This is a genomic window from Herbaspirillum sp. LeCh32-8, from assembly GCF_017814915.1.
In the GTDB taxonomy this organism is placed as follows: domain Bacteria; phylum Pseudomonadota; class Gammaproteobacteria; order Burkholderiales; family Burkholderiaceae_D; genus Herbaspirillum.
In genome coordinates this window covers 1-17,455 of record NZ_JAGIPZ010000018.1, presented here as the reverse complement: position 1 = coordinate 17,455, position 17,455 = coordinate 1, and the positions used below count along the sequence as shown (strand labels likewise).

Annotated in this window: 18 protein-coding genes; 10 read left to right on the top strand and 8 right to left on the bottom strand. The window is 63.4% G+C overall.

The features are described 5' to 3' along the window. Positions 1 to 79: 79 nt before the first annotated feature. Complete coding sequence (locus tag J8I26_RS21255; protein ID WP_209609116.1) at positions 80 to 2,272, bottom strand: ATP-binding protein; 2,193 nt, start codon at positions 2,270 to 2,272, stop codon at positions 80 to 82. A 430-nt stretch (positions 2,273 to 2,702) separates the two neighbouring features. On the opposite strand from J8I26_RS21255, the gene J8I26_RS21250 reads away from it, so the two are divergent. Continuing rightward, entirely contained in the window at positions 2,703 to 3,137 is a 435-nt protein-coding gene (locus tag J8I26_RS21250; RefSeq protein ID WP_209609115.1) for an Rrf2 family transcriptional regulator, read from the top strand. 330 nt (positions 3,138 to 3,467) lie between these two features. After that, positions 3,468 to 3,710 (top strand): hypothetical protein, encoded by a 243-nt coding sequence (locus J8I26_RS21245; RefSeq protein WP_209609114.1) that lies wholly within the window; start codon positions 3,468 to 3,470, stop codon positions 3,708 to 3,710. A 187-nt stretch (positions 3,711 to 3,897) separates the two neighbouring features. On the opposite strand, the gene J8I26_RS21240 is transcribed toward J8I26_RS21245, so the two are convergent. From J8I26_RS21240 to J8I26_RS21225, 4 genes are all read right to left on the bottom strand, one after another. After that, a complete protein-coding gene (locus tag J8I26_RS21240; protein ID WP_209609113.1) occupies positions 3,898 to 4,197 on the bottom strand; it encodes a hypothetical protein in 300 nt (99 codons plus the stop codon). 170 nt (positions 4,198 to 4,367) lie between these two features. Beyond that, a complete protein-coding gene (locus tag J8I26_RS21235) occupies positions 4,368 to 6,791 on the bottom strand; it encodes a catalase (RefSeq protein ID WP_209609112.1) in 2,424 nt (807 codons plus the stop codon). A 185-nt stretch (positions 6,792 to 6,976) separates the two neighbouring features. After that, positions 6,977 to 7,378 carry a hypothetical protein gene (locus J8I26_RS21230; RefSeq protein ID WP_209609111.1) on the bottom strand — a complete coding sequence of 134 codons (402 nt, stop codon included), beginning with the start codon at positions 7,376 to 7,378 and terminating at the stop codon, positions 6,977 to 6,979. A gap of 11 nt (positions 7,379 to 7,389) precedes the next feature. Continuing rightward, positions 7,390 to 8,250, bottom strand: a complete 861-nt coding sequence (locus tag J8I26_RS21225) for an SDR family oxidoreductase (RefSeq protein WP_209609110.1) — start codon at positions 8,248 to 8,250, stop codon at positions 7,390 to 7,392. A gap of 290 nt (positions 8,251 to 8,540) precedes the next feature. Here J8I26_RS21225 and J8I26_RS21220 point away from each other — a divergent pair, with 290 nt between their 5' ends. The 4 genes from J8I26_RS21220 to J8I26_RS21205 are packed head-to-tail and all read left to right on the top strand — an operon-like array spanning position 8,541 to position 11,621. Then, positions 8,541 to 9,587, top strand: a complete 1,047-nt coding sequence (locus J8I26_RS21220; RefSeq protein WP_245200449.1) for an acyl-CoA dehydrogenase — start codon at positions 8,541 to 8,543, stop codon at positions 9,585 to 9,587. Beyond that, a complete protein-coding gene (locus J8I26_RS21215) occupies positions 9,575 to 10,351 on the top strand; it encodes a PIG-L family deacetylase (protein ID WP_209609109.1) in 777 nt (258 codons plus the stop codon). The genes J8I26_RS21220 and J8I26_RS21215 overlap by 13 nt, the downstream gene beginning before the upstream one ends. Further along, complete coding sequence (locus tag J8I26_RS21210; RefSeq protein WP_209609108.1) at positions 10,348 to 10,950, top strand: SAM-dependent methyltransferase; 603 nt, start codon at positions 10,348 to 10,350, stop codon at positions 10,948 to 10,950. Before J8I26_RS21215 ends, J8I26_RS21210 begins: the two co-directional genes overlap by 4 nt. Continuing rightward, positions 10,947 to 11,621 (top strand): glycosyltransferase family A protein, encoded by a 675-nt coding sequence (locus J8I26_RS21205; RefSeq protein ID WP_209609107.1) that lies wholly within the window; start codon positions 10,947 to 10,949, stop codon positions 11,619 to 11,621. Before J8I26_RS21210 ends, J8I26_RS21205 begins: the two co-directional genes overlap by 4 nt. A gap of 40 nt (positions 11,622 to 11,661) precedes the next feature. Here J8I26_RS21205 and J8I26_RS21200 read toward each other — a convergent pair whose 3' ends face one another. Continuing rightward, the gene (locus tag J8I26_RS21200) at positions 11,662 to 11,943 is read right to left on the bottom strand and encodes a PQ-loop repeat-containing protein (protein WP_209609106.1); all 282 of its coding nucleotides are present in this window, start codon (positions 11,941 to 11,943) and stop codon (positions 11,662 to 11,664) included. Between the two features lie 339 nt (positions 11,944 to 12,282). Between J8I26_RS21200 and J8I26_RS21195 the strand changes: the two genes are divergently transcribed. Then, a complete protein-coding gene (locus J8I26_RS21195) occupies positions 12,283 to 12,642 on the top strand; it encodes a hypothetical protein (protein ID WP_209609105.1) in 360 nt (119 codons plus the stop codon). Between the two features lie 100 nt (positions 12,643 to 12,742). Here the strand turns inward: J8I26_RS21195 and J8I26_RS21190 are convergent, their stop codons facing one another. Next, complete coding sequence (locus J8I26_RS21190) at positions 12,743 to 13,645, bottom strand: DUF4886 domain-containing protein (protein ID WP_209609104.1); 903 nt, start codon at positions 13,643 to 13,645, stop codon at positions 12,743 to 12,745. A gap of 313 nt (positions 13,646 to 13,958) precedes the next feature. Beyond that, on the bottom strand, positions 13,959 to 14,216 hold the full coding sequence (locus J8I26_RS21185; RefSeq protein WP_209609103.1) for a hypothetical protein: 258 nt from the start codon (positions 14,214 to 14,216) through the stop codon (positions 13,959 to 13,961). A 70-nt stretch (positions 14,217 to 14,286) separates the two neighbouring features. Here J8I26_RS21185 and J8I26_RS21180 point away from each other — a divergent pair, with 70 nt between their 5' ends. The 3 genes from J8I26_RS21180 to J8I26_RS21170 all read left to right on the top strand — a co-directional run bounded on the left by J8I26_RS21180 (position 14,287) and on the right by J8I26_RS21170 (position 17,063). Continuing rightward, positions 14,287 to 15,378, top strand: coding sequence for a Rap1a/Tai family immunity protein (locus J8I26_RS21180; RefSeq protein ID WP_209609102.1), 1,092 nt, complete (start codon positions 14,287 to 14,289; stop codon positions 15,376 to 15,378). 232 nt (positions 15,379 to 15,610) lie between these two features. Continuing rightward, positions 15,611 to 15,886: a formaldehyde-responsive transcriptional repressor FrmR gene (gene frmR / locus J8I26_RS21175; protein ID WP_209609101.1), complete on the top strand. Its 276-nt coding sequence runs from the start codon at positions 15,611 to 15,613 to the stop codon at positions 15,884 to 15,886. 67 nt (positions 15,887 to 15,953) lie between these two features. Next, the gene (locus J8I26_RS21170) at positions 15,954 to 17,063 is read left to right on the top strand and encodes an S-(hydroxymethyl)glutathione dehydrogenase/class III alcohol dehydrogenase (protein WP_209609100.1); all 1,110 of its coding nucleotides are present in this window, start codon (positions 15,954 to 15,956) and stop codon (positions 17,061 to 17,063) included. Positions 17,064 to 17,455: the final 392 nt, after the last annotated feature.

The following is a 17,455-nucleotide window of genomic DNA, read 5'->3' as shown; positions in this document are numbered from 1 at the left end:
GACACAACCGCCGGCCAATCTCGCGCACGCTTTGCGGCTTGCAGGAACGATTCAACCCTCCGGCCGCCGATGCGCGCTGTCAGGCTAGCACGATGTCGACCAGGTAGCGTTGCAGCTCATCAATAGACAAAGGCTTGGTGAGGTAATGATGAAAACCTGCCGTTGCCGCTTGCGCCTTGTCACCGGCAAGTCCATACCCCGACAAGGCAATCAGGTGCAAGGGCGCTGCTCCGGCTGATTTCTTCAGCGCAATCGCCAGTTCATAACCGCTCATGTCCGGCAAGCCTATATCAATCAGCGCAACCTGCGGCAGATGTTGCGCGGCGATCGCTAGCGCCTGCGCGCCATTGGCCGCGGATCGGATCTGGAGACCCAGCTCCTCAAGAATAGCCTGCGTCATCTCGCGCAAATCGTCTTGATCTTCCACCAGCAATAAGGTGATGCCCTGGAGCGAGTGGCCAACGCCAGGCGCGGCCGCTGCCGGCGCGGCGGCGCCGTTGTCCAGCAACGGTAACCACACATCGAAGGTGCTGCCTTTCGCAGGTCCCGCAGAATACGCGGCGACGCTGCCGCCATGCAGTGCGACGAGCTTCTGGATCAGGCTCAATCCTATGCCCAGGCCGCCTTTGGTTCGCGCCAGGGTATTGTCGCCCTGGACAAATACGTCGAACACATAAGGCAGCAGCTCCGCGCCGATGCCGACGCCGGTATCTCGCACACGCAGCCTGGCCATCCCGTTCTCGGCCGATAGCGAGACCTCGATGCGTCCTCCTTCGTCGGTGTACTTGACGGCATTGTCGAGCAGGTTGTTGAAGATCTGCTCCATGCGCGTACGATCGGCATTCACCATCAGCGGTTCGGCATGCAATGACACGGCGTGTCGGGAAAGTTTGGCGGTATCCATCATGGTCTTGATGGAGCCTGTCACCAGTGCGCCCAGATCGGTCGGCTGCATGTCCAGCTGCACCTTGCCGTAAATCACGCGACTGAGATCGAGCAGGTCATTGAGCAGGGAGCGCAGATGATCGCTTTGGCGGTGGATGATGTCGACCGGCCGCTTCAATGCGGGATCGTCGCCGATCCTGAGGCGCAGCAAGGCGATGCCGCTGGTGATCGCCGACAGGGGATTTCTCAGCTCATGTCCCAGCATCGCAAGGAATTCATCCTTGCGCCTGTTTTCAATTTCCGCCGCCTCGCGGGCCGCGCGCTCCGACTCCAGCAGCTCCACATTGCGCGCTTCGGCGGCCTTCAACTTGTCCGCCGCGCGGGCGATGGCATCCTGCAGATTATCAATCTCCCGCGTGCCGGAAGGCCGCATGGCGGGAAGATCTTCGCTTTTCCCCAGCATCTCGGACGCCGTCGCGGCCGTTTCTATCGAGCTGGCCAGCTGCCGTCCGACAATGCCCGCGCCTGCCAGCGCCGCCGCCACCGCCAACAACAGCCCGCCGGCCGCCATGTAGGCAGCCTCGCGGACCTGGCCGTCGATCTCCTCCACCGGTACGCCGACCGCCACCGCCCAGCCCGACAGGGCGGAATGGGTAATGACGTCATAAACCTCAATGCCTCCGCGCACAGTGTGCCTGCGCAGAGTGTCCTGGTTCGAGCGTATGGCGGCAATCGTGTCAGCATTGGCCGGCTTGCCGACGAAATCCTCGCCTCTCACGCTGCGCCCTATCGTCACCCCGTCCTTGTCAAAGATGCCAACCACCCAGCTCGATGGAATGTTCATTTCCTCATAGGCCCGGGCGAAGTGGTCGGAATACACGGCTTGCGACAAGACGTACTGCCTTCCGCTCCTGGTGGTGACAGGGACGTCGATGAAGATAATGTGCTTCTTCAACGCGCGCGACCACACCATGCCCGAGATGTGGATATCACGCCCGGAGATGATGGGCGTCAGTTCGTCCGGCGACGGCCGGATCAGCAACGGGGCGCCGTAGGGTACGCGGGTATTGAGCACCTGCGAGCCGTCGGGAGAATAGAGGATCACCCACCCGCTCTCTCCGAATGCAGTGGATTTCGCCTGGTCGTAGAACTGCGCGAATCTCTCCTCGGCAAGCAACGGCGACTTTGACAACACCAGCACCGCCGACAACGAACCTTGCAGTTCGCGGTCGATGATCAGCGCGGTGGCGTTGGCGGTTTCCTGCATGGCCCTGATCGCGTTCTGGCGCGTGCCGTCGCTCAGCCTTTTTGCGGCAAGCGCCGAAAATATCAGCAAAGGAACCAAGGCGAGCAATGCCATCAACGCCAGACGCGAGCGCAGTTTCATGGAGGGGGTCTTTGATTCGAACATAACCCGTCAGTTTATCCGGTCGAGCCGTCTTCGCATGCGAATCCAGGCGCCTGCACACGATCCGCGTCGCATTTCATTGCAAAAATTGCATCACTGTGCGGCTCTCGCCTCTGAAAATGAGGCCGTTCATCCCCGGGCAGAGATGCGCCCGGCTCTTTGCCTGGCAGAACTTATACCGGATCGCCCGGCCTAACTGCCTCTTAGGGCCTGTTCACCTTAAATCTGCGAGATGCGTTGCCCTCCGGGAGCGGCCAGCAAGCGTCGCTTGCCGTTGTTGCAGCTGCTTGCCGTAGCACCGCTACGTCGCGTCGCTGCGCCTAGGCAGGCAACGCTTGCTGGTCACTCGCACTCGTAGCTTTAAGGTGAACAGGCCCTAGTGTTCTTCGCCCATGGACAACGATCCCCGATGCGCCTTGCTCTCCATACTGATTTCTCTCTTCGAGTCATGATGTTCCTGGCGTCGATGGAAGCCGAAGAACGCGCCACGACCCGCGCGCTGGCCGAGAAATTCAAGGTCTCCGAGAATCATCTTCACAAGGTGGTGCAGTCGCTTGCCCGGCTGGGGGTGATTCAATCCACTGCGGGCCGCAACGGCGGCATCAGGCTTGCTCATCCCGCCAAGGCAATCAGCGTGGGCTGGCTCATCCGTGAGCTGGAAGGGATCGGCAAATTGGTGGACTGCACCATCGGCCCCTGCCCCCTCAATCCCGCCTGCGTGCTCAAGGGCGCGCTGGCGCGCGCGGAAGCAGCTTTCTTTGGCGCCTTGGATCCGGTCACGCTGGCCGACGTCGTGTCTGAGCGCCGCACAACCTCCATTCTGCAGTTCATGCGGCAACCCTGACGCTCAACGTAAAAAGGCACCGAGCCGCGCCGAGTACGCAGGCCGGTGCCGAAACCAGATCGCTCTGGAATGAATCGCCGGTGCCCCTTGTGTGCGATCCGTCACCGGCGCTTCGCAGGAATAGATCGTCCGCCGCGTGAAAAGTGGCATGAAAAATACCAGTTTTTTTATCCTGTCGAGCTTGTTTGCATCGCATGTCCTGCTAACCTGACGATCCGGCGGCAACGCACCTGGCACCGGACCTCGGCCATTACAGGACGCCGCTGCATGTCAGCGGCTTTTTTTTCGAGGCAGATGCGGCCCTTCTGCGGCGAGCAATAAGGAAGAGAAATGGAGCAATACATCCGCAGCGAGCAATACAAGGAATATGAGCTCCGCATCACCTGCCTGCACGACGCGAATGGCTGGATAGTCGACAAGCTGACGGTCACACGCGCTTGCGCGACGATGTTTGCGCACATCGCGACGCCGTATCGCTTTTACAAAACCGCTCAGGACGCCGGGAACGCCGGTCTCGACGACGCCAGGCACTACGTCGACGGCGTCTGGTCCGGAAGTGCGGGAAATGCATGAGGCATGGGAACGAACATTTCCCCAGCTCGCAAGACCAAGGCCTGGAAGGGAAAATCGGATCGACCGTCTGGCAGACGTGGACTATGCACTGCCCTATTTCAACCACGAGAGACAAGCTCCCGTCGCTTGTTCGGCACGCAGGACTACATCCATCGCTGGGCGCTGCGCGCCGTCGAAGTCAGCGCGCTCACTTCGCACTGTCGGGCTGGGAGGAATTCTCCGCAGGCGTGCCCGGAGAATGAGGAGTAGGCGCACTGTCCGTCGCTCTCTTCGCTGCGCCTTTTGCCGGTGCTTCTTCGCGCCTCGGCGTCTTCTGCCGGGCGGCGGCCTTGGCGTCTTTCTCCGGCGGCTGCTGGGTGCCGGGATTACCTGTCGCCGCCCGGTTGTCGCCGGTCGGCCCACGTTGATCAAACGGCTGGCCCGAGGCTGACGCAACAGTCAGCGCCAAGACGGAAAAAAAAGCGACCTGTCGAGGTGTCATCATCATTGTCTTCCTTTAGGTTGATCGGCAAGTATGCAATCCGGCACGCCGCCGCGCCTCCCGGCGACGCGGCGTGCACCATCGGCATCGACGACTTCCCGCCGGACATTTCCGTATCATCTGCCCCCGTGGCCATGCATGCCCACTTGGGGAATGACGCTCAACCGAGGCCTCTGTCAGACCAAGGCCTCGCGACCGAGCTCCCGTTGCCCTGCCAGCGCTTCAACGAATTGCTGCAACAACTCGGGCATCTGACCGGCTTCACCCACGACCAGCGAAAAGTCGTCATCGCCGTTGGGAAGCACATCGGGCAGCTCGGCCTTGTCGATCACGGTAGTGGCGCTGCCGGCGACGAGCAATGGCTTGCAATGACGATACTGATCGCGCACGAACTCGGCCACCAGCGGGTCTGCCGCCAGAACCGTCGTGGCTTGCTCACCATCGGGAATGACGACCGCGTCGTACAACGCAGATGGCGCGGCCGACAACGTAATCTCTACCTGGAACGGCTTGCCTGCCGAGCAGGTGACGGCCCCCAGCTTCTGGCCCACCAGCCGCGGCACGGCGCCCTGCTGCAGCAGATGCTCATAGACATGCGTGAGCATGGCGCCGTCGACGCCGTCGGCCACCAGCAGCGCCACGCGACGGGTGGCGATGCCGGTCTCGCCCGGATACGCGCTCAGCGATAGCGCCGGCGAGGCGGGATATTGCGACTGCTCCGCCACCAGCACGGGCGCCGCCTCCGGCACGTCGAATCCAAGCCCGTCGGCCACCTGTTGCGCCAGCATGGGGTCGACATTGACCAGCAGCGACACCACGCGCTGGCGTACGGCCGGCGTCTGCACGCGGGTCAGCTCAAAGCGGAAGGCATTGACGATATGCAGCTGCTCGGCCAGTGTCTGACTTTGCCAAAACAGGCGCGCTTGGGAATAGTGATCGGCGAACTTCTCCGGCTTGGCGCGGATCTTGTCACCCTCGACCGGCTGCGGGAAGCTCTTGAAGCCCGCGGCTCCGGCCTGGAACGGACAGCCGCCGCCCAGCGAATTGGGCTCATAGGCTACGCGGCCGCGATTGAGGGTCTGGCGATGCATGCCGTCGCGCTGGTTGTTGTGCACGGCGCGCAGCGGCGAATTGATCGGCAGCTCGTGAAAGTTGACCCCGCCGAGCCGGCTGATCTGGGTATCCAGATAGGAATGGATGCGCCCCTGCAGCAGCGGGTCGTTGGTAAAGTCGATCCCCGGGACGATGTGCGCGGTGCAGAACGCCACCTGCTCGGTCTCGGCGAAGAAGTTGTCGGGGTTGCGGTTGAGCACCATGCGGCCCACCGGTATCAGCGGCACCAGCTCCTCGGGAACGATCTTGGTCGGATCCAGAATATCGAAGGGCATGCCGTCGGCCTCGTCTTCCGAAAAGACCTGCAGACTCAGCTCCCATTCGGGCGCAGCGCCGGCCTCGATGGCTTCCCACAGGTCGCGCCGGTGATAGTCGGGATCGGCGCCGCCGATCTTGACTGCCTCATCCCAGATCAACGAATGCGTACCGGCCTTGGGCGTCCAGTGGAATTTGCAGAACACCGACGCGCCGTCGGCATTGACCAGCCGGAAGGTGTGCACGCCGAAACCCTGCATCATGCGATAGCTGCGCGGAATGGCGCGGTCCGACATTTGCCACAGCAGCATGTGGGTGGACTCGGGCATCAGGGAGACGAAGTCCCAAAAGGTGTCGTGCGCGCTGGAAGCCTGCGGCATGCCAAAGTGCGGCTCCGGTTTCAGCGCATGCACCAGGTCGGGAAACTTCATCGCATCCTGGATGAAGAACACGGGAATGTTGTTGCCCACCAGATCCCAGTTGCCCTCATCGGTGTAGAACTTGACGGCGAAACCGCGCACATCGCGCACGGTGTCGGCCGAGCCGGCGCCGCCGGCCACCGTCGAGAAGCGCGCGAACACCGGTGTGCGCTTGCCGTCGTGGGCGAAAGGCGCCGCGCAGGTGAGCTCGGTCAGCGCCTTGTAGCACTCGAAGTAACCGTGCGCGGCCGATCCGCGCGCATGCACCACGCGCTCGGGAATGCGCTCGTGGTCGAAGTGGGTAATCTTCTCGCGCAGGAGAAAATCCTCCATCGCAGTGGGGCCGCGCAGCCCGGCCTTGAGCGAATTCTGGTTGTCCGAGATAGGCACGCCCTGGTTGCTGGTCAGCGCCTGGTCGCTATCATCGGCGCGCACGCGATCAAGCGAACCGGCCAGCGCATTGGCGCCCGGCACCGGCTGTGCGGCGCCGGTCTTGGCCGAACCATGGGCTTCGCTGACGGTGCTGGCATGCGCCACCGGGTCGGGCGCCTCGACGGTCGCGCCGACCGGCGCGGTGCGCCCCTGAACGCCGATCTCACCCGGCTTGGCGGGATTGTCCGGCATGCTTGCCGAGACGGCGTTAGCGCCGGCGATCTTGCGCAGCAAGGCCGTCGGCGACTGCTCGCCGGCCGCAAACGCCGGCAGGCCGTCGGCGGGGCCCGACATGGTGGAGAGCAGCGAACCAGAACCAGGCTGGCCGGACTTGGAGGAAGAGGAGGTCGATTTTGCGGCAGGGGATTTCTTGGTCGGCATGGCGGACTCTCGTTTCAAATGCTGCGTTGGTGAGGCTGGCTGGAAGAATGCGCGGGGCGCGCATGAAGAGCTGCCAGCATAGGCAGGCGGTGCAGGTCAGGCCATAAGACGGCGCCGCCATCGGTGGTCAGACAGCCTGAAGAAGAGTTGGCGAGCGCCATGCCTTTTCTGGTTGCCAGAACCGGTCAAGCCATCGCCGCCATGGCCTCGCAACTTTCTGCACAGCGCCGACACACGTACTCGCACTCCTCCATGTTCATCTTGCCGGCGCAGCGGCTCTCGCATTCGCGGCAGAGCTGTGCGCACACGGCGCAGATCTGGCGGCAATACTGCGAGCCCGACAATTGCCAATTGGCCGACAACTGGCACAGCTCGGCGCATTCGAACAATAGTCGGACATCGTCCAGACGCATTCCCTGCCCCGCCCCCGCGCTCACGTCGAAGGCGATCTTGCGACAGACCTCATGGCAATGCAGACAGGCCTGCTGGCAGGAATCGACCTCGCCGGCCAGAGCGCCGATGAAATGACGAGCTTCGCGCTTGCCCTCGGCTTCTCGCTCCGGCAGCGGTTCATTGGGGCTGACCATGGTGTTTTCTCCTAACCGTTGATGATTTCACCGCCGTTGGGGTGCAATACCTGGCCGGTCATGTAGGACGCGCCTTCGCTGGCGAGAAAGACGTAGGCCGGAGCCACCTCATCGGGCTGACCGGGGCGGCCAAGCGGCACGTTCTTGCCGAATTGTTCAACTTCTTCGGCGGTGAAGCTGGAAGGAATCAGCGGCGTCCAGATCGGGCCCGGCGCGACGGCATTGACGTGAATGCCGGCTTGCGCCAGCTGCTGCGACAGCGAGCGCGTGAACGAGACGATCGCTCCCTTGGTGGCCGAATAGTCAAGCAGATGCTTGCTGCCGCGATAGGCGGTGACCGAGGCTGTGTTGATGATGCGCGCGCCGCGCGTCAGGTAAGGCAGCGCCTCCTTGACCATGTAAAACATCGAAAAGACGTTGGTGCGGAAGGTGTGCTCCAGCTGATCGGTGGAGATTTCCTCAATGCTGGCCGCGGGGTACTGCTGGGCAGCATTGTTGACCAGCACATCGAGGCGGCCGTAGGCATCGGTGGTGGACTGGACGGCTTGGCGGCAAAAAGCGGGCGATGTCACGTCGCCCGGCAGCAGCAGGCATGAAGCGCCCAGCGCCTGAACATCGTCACGCGTGCGCTGAGCGTCCTCGTGCTCATCCAGATAGACGATGGCCACCTGCGCACCCTCTTGTGCAAACGCCAACGCCACCGCACGTCCGATGCCGCTATCGCCGCCCGAGATCAGCGCGACCTTGCCGGCCAGGCGCTGCGCCGGGCGCGCCGAGGGCCCGGATGCCGGCTGCGGATCCATCTGCTGCTCACTGCCGGGTTGACGCTGCTGATGTTGAGCTGGAATGGATACTGCGTCATGAATGCTCATGGTCGATCTCCCTGCGTGGCTGACAATGCATGGTAAGCAGCGGCGCGACAGAGGTATGTCGGAAATCGGCCTGAATTGCGCCAGCGAATGCCCTCAATGCCCATGGCAATTCAATGAAGATGAGTTGTTTCTGGCGGCCGCCGGTCGCCGGCGGTGGAACCCTCCTCCTTGAAATCAGGCGGTATTCCTACGGTGTTGCGCGCCGTCTGCCGACATGCAGGCAAGCAGGCTTTGGCGATACTGCAACCTGGTTCAGTCTTGTCCCATCCTCTTTCGGCAATCAGAAATCCATGGCCACTACCGACGCCTCCACCATCGCTTGCGCGCTCAACGAACTGATCGCCGGACGCATCGACCAGTGTCCTCAGGAGGCACTGCCGTCACTGGTCGGTGATCTGTTGTGCGAGATCGTCGACAACCGTCTTGACAACCTTCCCCTGCCTGGCGGCGGCGCCACATTGGAGCGTTGGCGGGTGCTGGCGGCCGTCGCCGCGCACGACCTGAGCTTGCTGAAACTGTATGAAGCCCATACCGATGCACTGGCCATCCTGGGCGAAGCCGGCGTCACGGACATCCCGCCGCTATCGGTGTGGGGCGTGTGGTGCGCAGAACCGCCGGGCGCGGTGCTGCGTGCGCGCCGTCTCGCGGCCGAAGGCGCATTGGCGCTCGACGGAGAAAAGCGCTGGTGTTCCGGTGCGAGGTTCGCCACGCATGCCCTGATCAGTTATCGCGACGAACAGAGGCGATCCTGCCTGGCCGCGGTGGATCTCGGGCAAGACGGCATCGTGGTGGAAGACGATGCATGGAAGGCGATTGGCATGGCCGCCACACGCACCGCCACCCTCCGCTTCACCGGCGTGCATGCGACGCCGGTCGGCGCGCCGGGTTTCTACCTGGAGCGACCTGGATTCTGGCATGGCGCCATCGGCATCGCCGCCGGATGGTTTGGCGCCGCCGCCGCGTTGGCGGAAAAGTTACGCCAAGCCTTGCACAACAGGAATGACCCGCATGGGTTGGCCCATCTGGGCGAGATCGACTGCCAGTTGAGCGGCGCGCTGAACCAGCTGCGCGAAGCGGCGCGCTTTATTGATACCCATCCTGCCACCATCACTGCCCGGCTCGCGCTCTCCAGCCGTTTGCAGGCAGAGGTCGCCGCTCAGGCGGTGCTTGCCCATGTCGGCCGCGCCTTGGGGCCTGCGCCGTATTGCCTGGATCGGCACAGCGCGCGCATCCTGGCCGACCTTCCCGTGTTCCTGCGTCAAAGCCATGCTGAGCGGGACCTGGCGCAACTCGGCGCCCTATCCATGGAAAGCGAGGAGTCGCCATGGCAACTCTGACTGCCGATGCCGTCGACGCCCGCTCGCGCCACATCGACATTGACGCCGGGACGCCGGAACATGCCTGGCAAGCCTGTGACAAGCTCGCCACGCTGCCGCAAGTCGAGCTCTGCGCGCTGGTGCCCGCGCGATCCCGCGCCGTCATCCTGGCGCCCCATCCCGACGATGAGGCATTGGGCTGCGGCGGCCTGATCGGCATGCTGACCACCCTGGGCCGGCAGGTCTCCGTGGTGGCGGTCAGCGACGGCGAAGGCAGCCATCCACCGCAATCACAACTGCATGCCAAACTGCCTGAACTGCGTGCCGGCGAAAGCCTCGCCGCGTTGCGCCGTCTGGGCCTTCATGACGCAGCGATCCGGCGCGTGCGCATCCGCGACGGCGCGGTGACGGCGCATCTGCCCGAGCTCCTGAAGTGGTTGCATGCCTATTTGCAACCGACCGACATCCTGTTCGCCCCTTGGCGGCTTGACGGCCATCCTGACCACGAAGCCGTCGGTCAGGCGGCGGCCCGGATGGAACAAGACATCGGCTGCAAGCTTGTCGAGGTGCCCATCTGGACCTGGCACTGGGCGCGCCCCGACGATGCGCGCCTTCCCTGGGGGCGTGCCAGGCGTCTGCATTTGACGCCGGCCGCAGAGCAGAACAAGCGCCTGGCGCTGCAATGCTACCGAAGCCAGATCGGCCAGGATGAGGGCCGCATGCCGGTTCTGCCGGCCCACGTTCTGGCGCACTTTGTCCGCCCATTCGAGGTGTTCTTCCTATGACTGCACTTGCGACGACCGCCGAGCACTTCCGCTCCTTGTATGCCGGAAGTGCTGATCCCTGGCACACAATCGACAGCTGGTACGAACAACGCAAGCGGGCGATCCTGCTTGCGGCACTGCCCAAGCCGCGCTTTTCCAGCGTCTATGAACCCGGTTGCGGCAATGGTGCGCTCACCGTCGCGCTGGCCGCGCGCTGCGATCGCCTGCTGGCCTCGGATTTCTGCGACGAGGCTGTGCGCCTGACGCGTGAGCGCGTCAACGCACACCGTCATGTACAGGTCTCCCGGGAAAGCCTGCCGGAACAATGGCCGGCCAGCGGGGGCGCGGCATTCGATCTCATCGTACTGTCTGAACTCGGCTATTACCTGGACGACGAACAGTTGCGCGCAACCGTCTCGCTGTGCGTCGCCAGCCTCCTTCCCGCGGGCCACCTGCTGGCCTGCCACTGGAAACGCCCCTTTGACGACAGGCAGCAGCCCACCGCCACCGTCCATGCTTTGTTCGCAGAACACGACGCACTGCAAGGCAGCGCGTGGTACGAAGATGAAGAATTCCGACTCGACCTGTGGCAAAGACGAAGCGGGGAAAACGCATCATGATCGGCATCGTCATCCCCGCCCACAATGAAGAAGCACTGCTGGACAGCTGCCTCACTGCCGCACGCACGGCGGCGACTCATCCGGCGCTGCTTGCCGAACCGGTCCGCATCATGGTGGTGCTCGACGCCTGCACGGACGATTCAGCCGCCATTGCCGGGCGCCATCGCGTGGACACCGCGCAGGTGGACGCCATGAATGTCGGCCATGCGCGCGCGCATGGGGCGCAACGCATGCTGGCAGCCGGAGCGCGCTGGCTGGCGTTCACCGATGCGGATACGCTGGTTGCCCCCGATTGGCTAGCGGCTCAACTGGGCGTGCGCGCCGATGTTGTCTGCGGCACGGTTGACGTGACGGACTGGCGCGAACATCCTCGACATGTATGGGAGAAATTCCGCTCTGAATATTGCGACCGCGACGGCCACGGCCATATTCATGGCGCCAACTTCGGCATCTCAGCCGAGGCCTATCTGCGCTGCGGCGGGTTCAAGCCGCTCGCTTGTCACGAAGATGTCGATCTTGTGCGTGCGCTGCAAGCCACCGATGCCACCATTGCCTGGAGCGCGGCGCCGCGCGTGACCACCAGTGCACGCCTGGCCAGCAAGTCGCGCGGCGGCTTCGGCGACACCTTGCGCAGCTGGGCGCAGCCCGCGATCCTGCCGCCGGGCGCTTGACGTCAGGAGAGTTGGCCGCACAACACCGCGCAGCGCTCCCTCATCCCTTCTCACCATCTCGACGCCGGTTCCGCAGGAACAGCACCTGTCCCACCAGCGCGGTGATCAGCAGCATGACGTTGGATGCCACGAAGACCCAGTCCCCCTGCAGCACGGAGTAGATGACGAAGCCGGTCGAGGCCGCCAGCTGCCCGACAAACAGCCAGTGCGAAACGCCGCGCACCGAGCGTGTTCGCCATTGTTCGTAGACTTGTGAAGACACGGTCAACAAGAGGATCAGCGTGGCGCACCAGCCGATCAGGTTGGTCAAAGTGTCGGACATGGATGACTCCTCAAACCGAGCCGCCCGGATGGCCGCTCGTCCAAGGATGATGCCGCGGCGCCTCTTCGCCGGACATCGGCAGATCGCGTGAGCCGCTGTAGGAAGATGCCTGCCTCCGATGCAAGCCGAGAGGGCAACGCTCCGGATTGTCGAGGCGGCTATCCGGGCCTTGCGCTGATGCGGCCAGGTCCTCCCGGATGGTGAATGACCCGATGCGGAGCGAGGGCAGGTCAGGATTTTCCCGATTGCCGGACGGCATGTAAGGAGGGAGCATGACGGTCGAGCTGAACCATTCGCTTGCGGCGTGTGTTCAGGATCCCAACGTCATGAAAGTCTCACGTGCGCTGCCTCGTCACCTACCAACTCGAATGTGAAGATCATCCCTACATATTCGACTTCATCGATGAATCCCCGAACCTGGAGAAAGTCCTGCTCGAGGTAACGCAATTCCTTCATCCTGAAGTCGCCTACGAATTTCTGACGGCCGAGAAGGATGGCACGGAAACCGTATTTCTGCTCCGCCAACGCATCGCGGATGCCCGGGTCTTCCTGAAACGCTACTGCGGCCTGAAGACGCTGTGCTATCGCGTCATCAGCGAAACCGCGTCCCGAGCAGCCGCGACGGTGCGCGACAAATCTCAGCTGATCAACTCGCCGCATCGCGAGGCGGTAGCGCGCGACGCCTTCGTCATTCTTTGATCCCTCTTTTTGTGTACCGGCGCCACTCGACCCGGATCCCCGTGGCCGCCGGCCGCCGCACCACACCGGGACCTGCGACACGGCCCTTTGCGCGCATGCCTTATTTCCCAAACAACTGATCGTGAGCGATCTTCTGCAAGGCGACTGCCTGGTTCTTTGAGAAACCCAGATCCTCGGCGACGCTCTCGTTTTCACCCAACGAGAGTGGATCGGTCCCGGTGATTTTCCCGAACAGCATCAGGGCTTCCAGATAGTAGCCGTAGTCGCTCGGATGAAAGTTGTCCCAGGACCAGAGGTTGATCTGCGAGGACGGCATGCCCAGATACGGATTGCCGCCCGCGACCTTGGTGGCGATGGCGCGGTTCCACGCCAGCCCGATCTCCACCACGCCGCTGGCGTTGGCATGCTTGGCGGCGGCGTTGTAGGCGAGCGAAATGTCGGCGCCCATCTTGTCGATCGGCGTGCCGTACCATGGCGCATCTTCCGGATAGATCTTGTCGGGACGACTCCACACGGCAGTCATCCAGACTTCCCCTTGCGGGTTCCTGGCGCGAAACATGTCCACCAGCTGCTTGCTGGAAGATGTCAGCAGCTCTGCATTGCCGGGGAGTTTTCCTTCGAGCGTGGAGAGCCCCTGCAGCGCCACGACATCCCAGTGCTGATCCAGCGCATGCCGTTTCTCTGCATAGTGATAATCCAGGCCGCTGCCGCCCACCGTTTCGACCGAGACCGCGTAATCAAGCCCCGCCTGCACCGTGAACGCCTTAAAGATGGCCGGCACGCCGCCGGTCGTGCGACCCGTCGCGCCGGGGCCGTTCAGGTCGGTCACGGTGTCGGTCTTGTAATAGCGCACCGAGGCATTCTGTCCGTAGGTATAACTGTTGCCCACGAAGACGATGGTGCGCGCCTGTGCCGCACCGGCGAGCGCGCCGGCCGCGCAGGTGGCGATCAGTAACCTGGCAAGTATGGGAACGGCGATCTTCAATGGGGACTTCGGGTGCATGGCGCTTCTCGTGCTGCGAACTGTTGTGGATGAACACTTGGCCGAACGACATGTTCCAGGCGCGCGCAGCGAGCCGCAAACGAGCCGCGCCAGAGCGGTGACGCCGCCGGCACGCAATTCGGATCAAGGGGAAGTGAAGAGCGTGGGCCACATGCGATCGCCCGCGCGGACGATCGGCATGCTGCGCCGGATCCATCACCGGTACGGATCCTAAGGCATGCGCTGAGGCCGGCCCATCGGGATATTCCCGAGCAAACGGGCGCGCAATAAAAAAGCCCGCGTGCGCGGGCTTATTGATGAGCGAACAAGCGGATCAGAAGATCACCACCGCCGCCGAATCGACTCTCTGGATCACGGCGATCTGGGTGCCCAACACCTGGGTGGAAAAATCGGCGCCGTTGGTGCAGATGCTGTTGGCGACCGAGGGATGGTCGTGGTCTTGCGTCAGGCGGCAGGCCGTCGTGACGACCGCTGACACGGTCAGGTTCTTGGAGGAGGCCGCCGCATCAGCCTGCTGCGAGACACCGCAGAGGGTGAGTGCTGCAAGGCCGGCGATCAAGAATGTTTGCAAGGATTTCATGCGGCACCATCGGGGATTTCCTGAATTTCCTGAGTGAATTTTATTGCCCCGGACAAACCTTATGCATCAGGATTTTTCCGATTGTGCGACGCGCCGTTTGGTGGCAAGCGCCGGCGCGGCAAGCTCTGCTATAGTCAGCGCTCGATCGCCGTCAACTGCGGCGCATCCGTTCAGCCAGACCAACAATATCGGGGACTGCATCGTGCGACATCTCTTCGCCTTGCGGCGCATTGCGCCTGTCACGGCATCGCTTGCGCTGACGTCGCTGCTCGCCGCGCCGGCGGCGATCGCCGCGAGCGACGGGCAGCAGCTTGGCTGGGTCGGGAATTTCGTCAGGGCCCACGACGGCAAGGCCTTCTGCATCCCGCCGGGCAAGCAGTTGCAGGACTATGTCGACCTGCTGGCGCAATACAAGCAAGCGCATCCGGAGCTGGAGGGCGTGCTGGGCGGGCAGAGCGTGCTGTCTGCGTTCAGGGAAGCCTATCCTTGTCCGACGGAGCCGGCGGCCGCGCCCGCCGCAACTGTTGAGCCCGCCGCCGAATCCGCAAAGATTGCTGAATCTTTCGATCCCGCCAGGGCAGCCGAAGCGGCGCCGACGCCAAGCAGCTCCGCTCCTGCGACGCCGCGGCAAGAGTCCTCCGCCGCCGTCGACACCGCCCGCATCGTAGCGACGCTCGCCGCCACCATCGGCCACGAGAACGACCAGCTGGTCGCGGAGATCGAAGGTCAGCCCGGCAACTATCCGCCGCCGGTGCTGTTTGCGCTGACCAATCTGCTCTACCTGCAAGGCCGCACCGACGACGCCATCTTCTGGCTCAGCGCGGCGCGCCTGCGGGCCAACTTCGATGTACTGCGCAGCGCCGACGCCACGGCCGCGCTGGAAGTCGGCGAGCTGATGAAGGTCATTCCGCTGGCCTTGCGGCGGGCGCAGTTCGACGACCTCGCCAAGCTGCGCACGATCGTCAGCCGCGCCGTGCAATGGGATGAGCGCACGCCCTGCAACTACGATTACCGCTGGATCAATCACTACCGCACCGGTGCGGCCGATGCCGGCGCGCCGCGTGAGCAATGGCCGGCGCTGGCCGCCAGGACACGGGCCGACTACGTCGCCAGCCTGGACGCGGCGATCACACAGATCGAAGCGCGTCGCTGACGCCCCTCAAGTCCGGCCGCACGACGCGCCCGGCTTGCTGCCGTTGATGCCCCCATGAATCGCGCGCCGTGTTCGGCTTGTGCAGCACGTTATCGCTCATTCAGCGCGGATGAGTTGGGATGCCCGCAACGCTGCCGATACAGCGCGCGGATAACAAAGGCATTGCGTCGAAATGGCCTTAGGGAATATACTCCCCACCAGTATATTCATCCCGCAATGGAATCGTCCCCAGATGCCTCATTCGCCTGAAGAGAAAAAGCGCGTCCTCACTCGTGTGCGTCGTATCCGCGGGCAGTGCGACGCGCTGGAGCGCGCACTGGAGGAAGGCGCCGACTGCGCCCCGGTGCTGCAGCAGATCGCCGCTATCCGCGGCGCCATCAACGGCCTGATGTCGGAGGTGCTCGAATCGCATATCCGGGAAGACTTCGGCCATCCGGCGGAGTCCGAAAACCAGCACGACACGCGCGTCCAGGATCTGCTGAGCCTGGTGCGCACTTACCTCAAATGAATTTCGCCGCGCCAGCCTGACTGGAAGCGGCGCCGTCTCCCCCACCTGTTTTCAAGGAGTGCATGTCATGAAATCTCGCGCAGCCGTAGCCTTCGCCGCCGGCCAACCTCTCCAGATCGTCGAGATCGACGTCGCGCCGCCGAAGAAGGGCGAAGTCCTGGTCAAGATCACCCACACCGGCGTGTGCCACACCGACGCCTTCACCCTCTCGGGCGACGATCCGGAAGGCCTGTTCCCGGTGGTACTGGGCCATGAAGGCGCCGGCGTCGTGGTGGAAGTGGGCGAAGGCGTGACCAGCGTGGTCCCGGGCGACCACGTGATCCCGCTGTACACCGCCGAGTGCGGCGAATGCCTGTTCTGCACATCCGGCAAGACCAACCTCTGCACCTCGGTGCGCGCCACCCAGGGTAAAGGCGTGATGCCGGACGGCACCACCCGCTTTTCCTACAACGGCCAGCCGATCTACCACTACATGGGCTGTTCCACCTTCAGCGAATACACGGTCGTGGCCGAGGTCTCGCTGGCAAAAATCAACCCGGAAGCCAACCATGAGCACGTCTGCCTGTTGGGCTGCGGCGTGACCACCGGCATCGGCGCGGTGCACAACACCGCCAAGGTGCAGGAGGGCGACTCGGTCGCCGTGTTCGGCCTGGGCGGCATCGGCCTGGCGGTGATCCAGGGTGCGCGCCAGGCCAAGGCCGGCCGCATCATCGCGGTAGACACCAATGCCTCCAAGTTCGACCTGGCGCGCGAGTTCGGCGCCACCGACTGCATCAACCCCAAGGACCATGAAAAGCCGATCCAGCAAGTGATCGTGGAAATGACCGGCTGGGGCGTGGACCACTCCTTCGAGTGCATCGGCAACGTCAACGTGATGCGCGCCGCGCTGGAGTGCGCCCACCGCGGCTGGGGCCAGTCGGTGATCATCGGCGTGGCCGGCGCCGGCCAGGAGATTTCCACGCGTCCGTTCCAGCTGGTGACCGGCCGCAAGTGGATGGGCACCGCCTTCGGCGGCGTCAAGGGCCGCTCGCAACTGCCGGGCATGGTGGAAGATGCGATGAAGGGCGACATCAAGCTCAAGCCCTTCGTCACCCACACCCGCAACCTGGATGCGATCAACGAAGCCTTTGACCTGATGCACGAAGGCAAATCGATCCGCACGGTGATTCATTACTGATCCGTTACTGATCCATTTCTGCCCGCCGGCCAGGTCCGGCAGGCATGAAGACGCCGGTGCCTGCCGGCGTTTTTTTCGTCCCGACCTTGCATCGATGTCATCGCCCTGTCACGCCCGGGCACTACCATCGCAGCCCGAAGTGATGCTTCTGAATAATCGGACACACCTACCGGAGCCGGCGGTCGGGAAACATACCGGCACCATATTCCCCCACGCGCCTCGTCATCGATAACGGCCGGATGGCCGTTGCGATCCGCGCGACAGCACTCTCCATCGTTCCTCCCGGGAAATAGGGAATCCCCTGAGCCCATGGCAGAGGTTCTCAGGATCCCCCCGATACTTGGTGGATCAACAAAAAACTAAAGTGTCTCCATACCCGCTGCACACAGAAG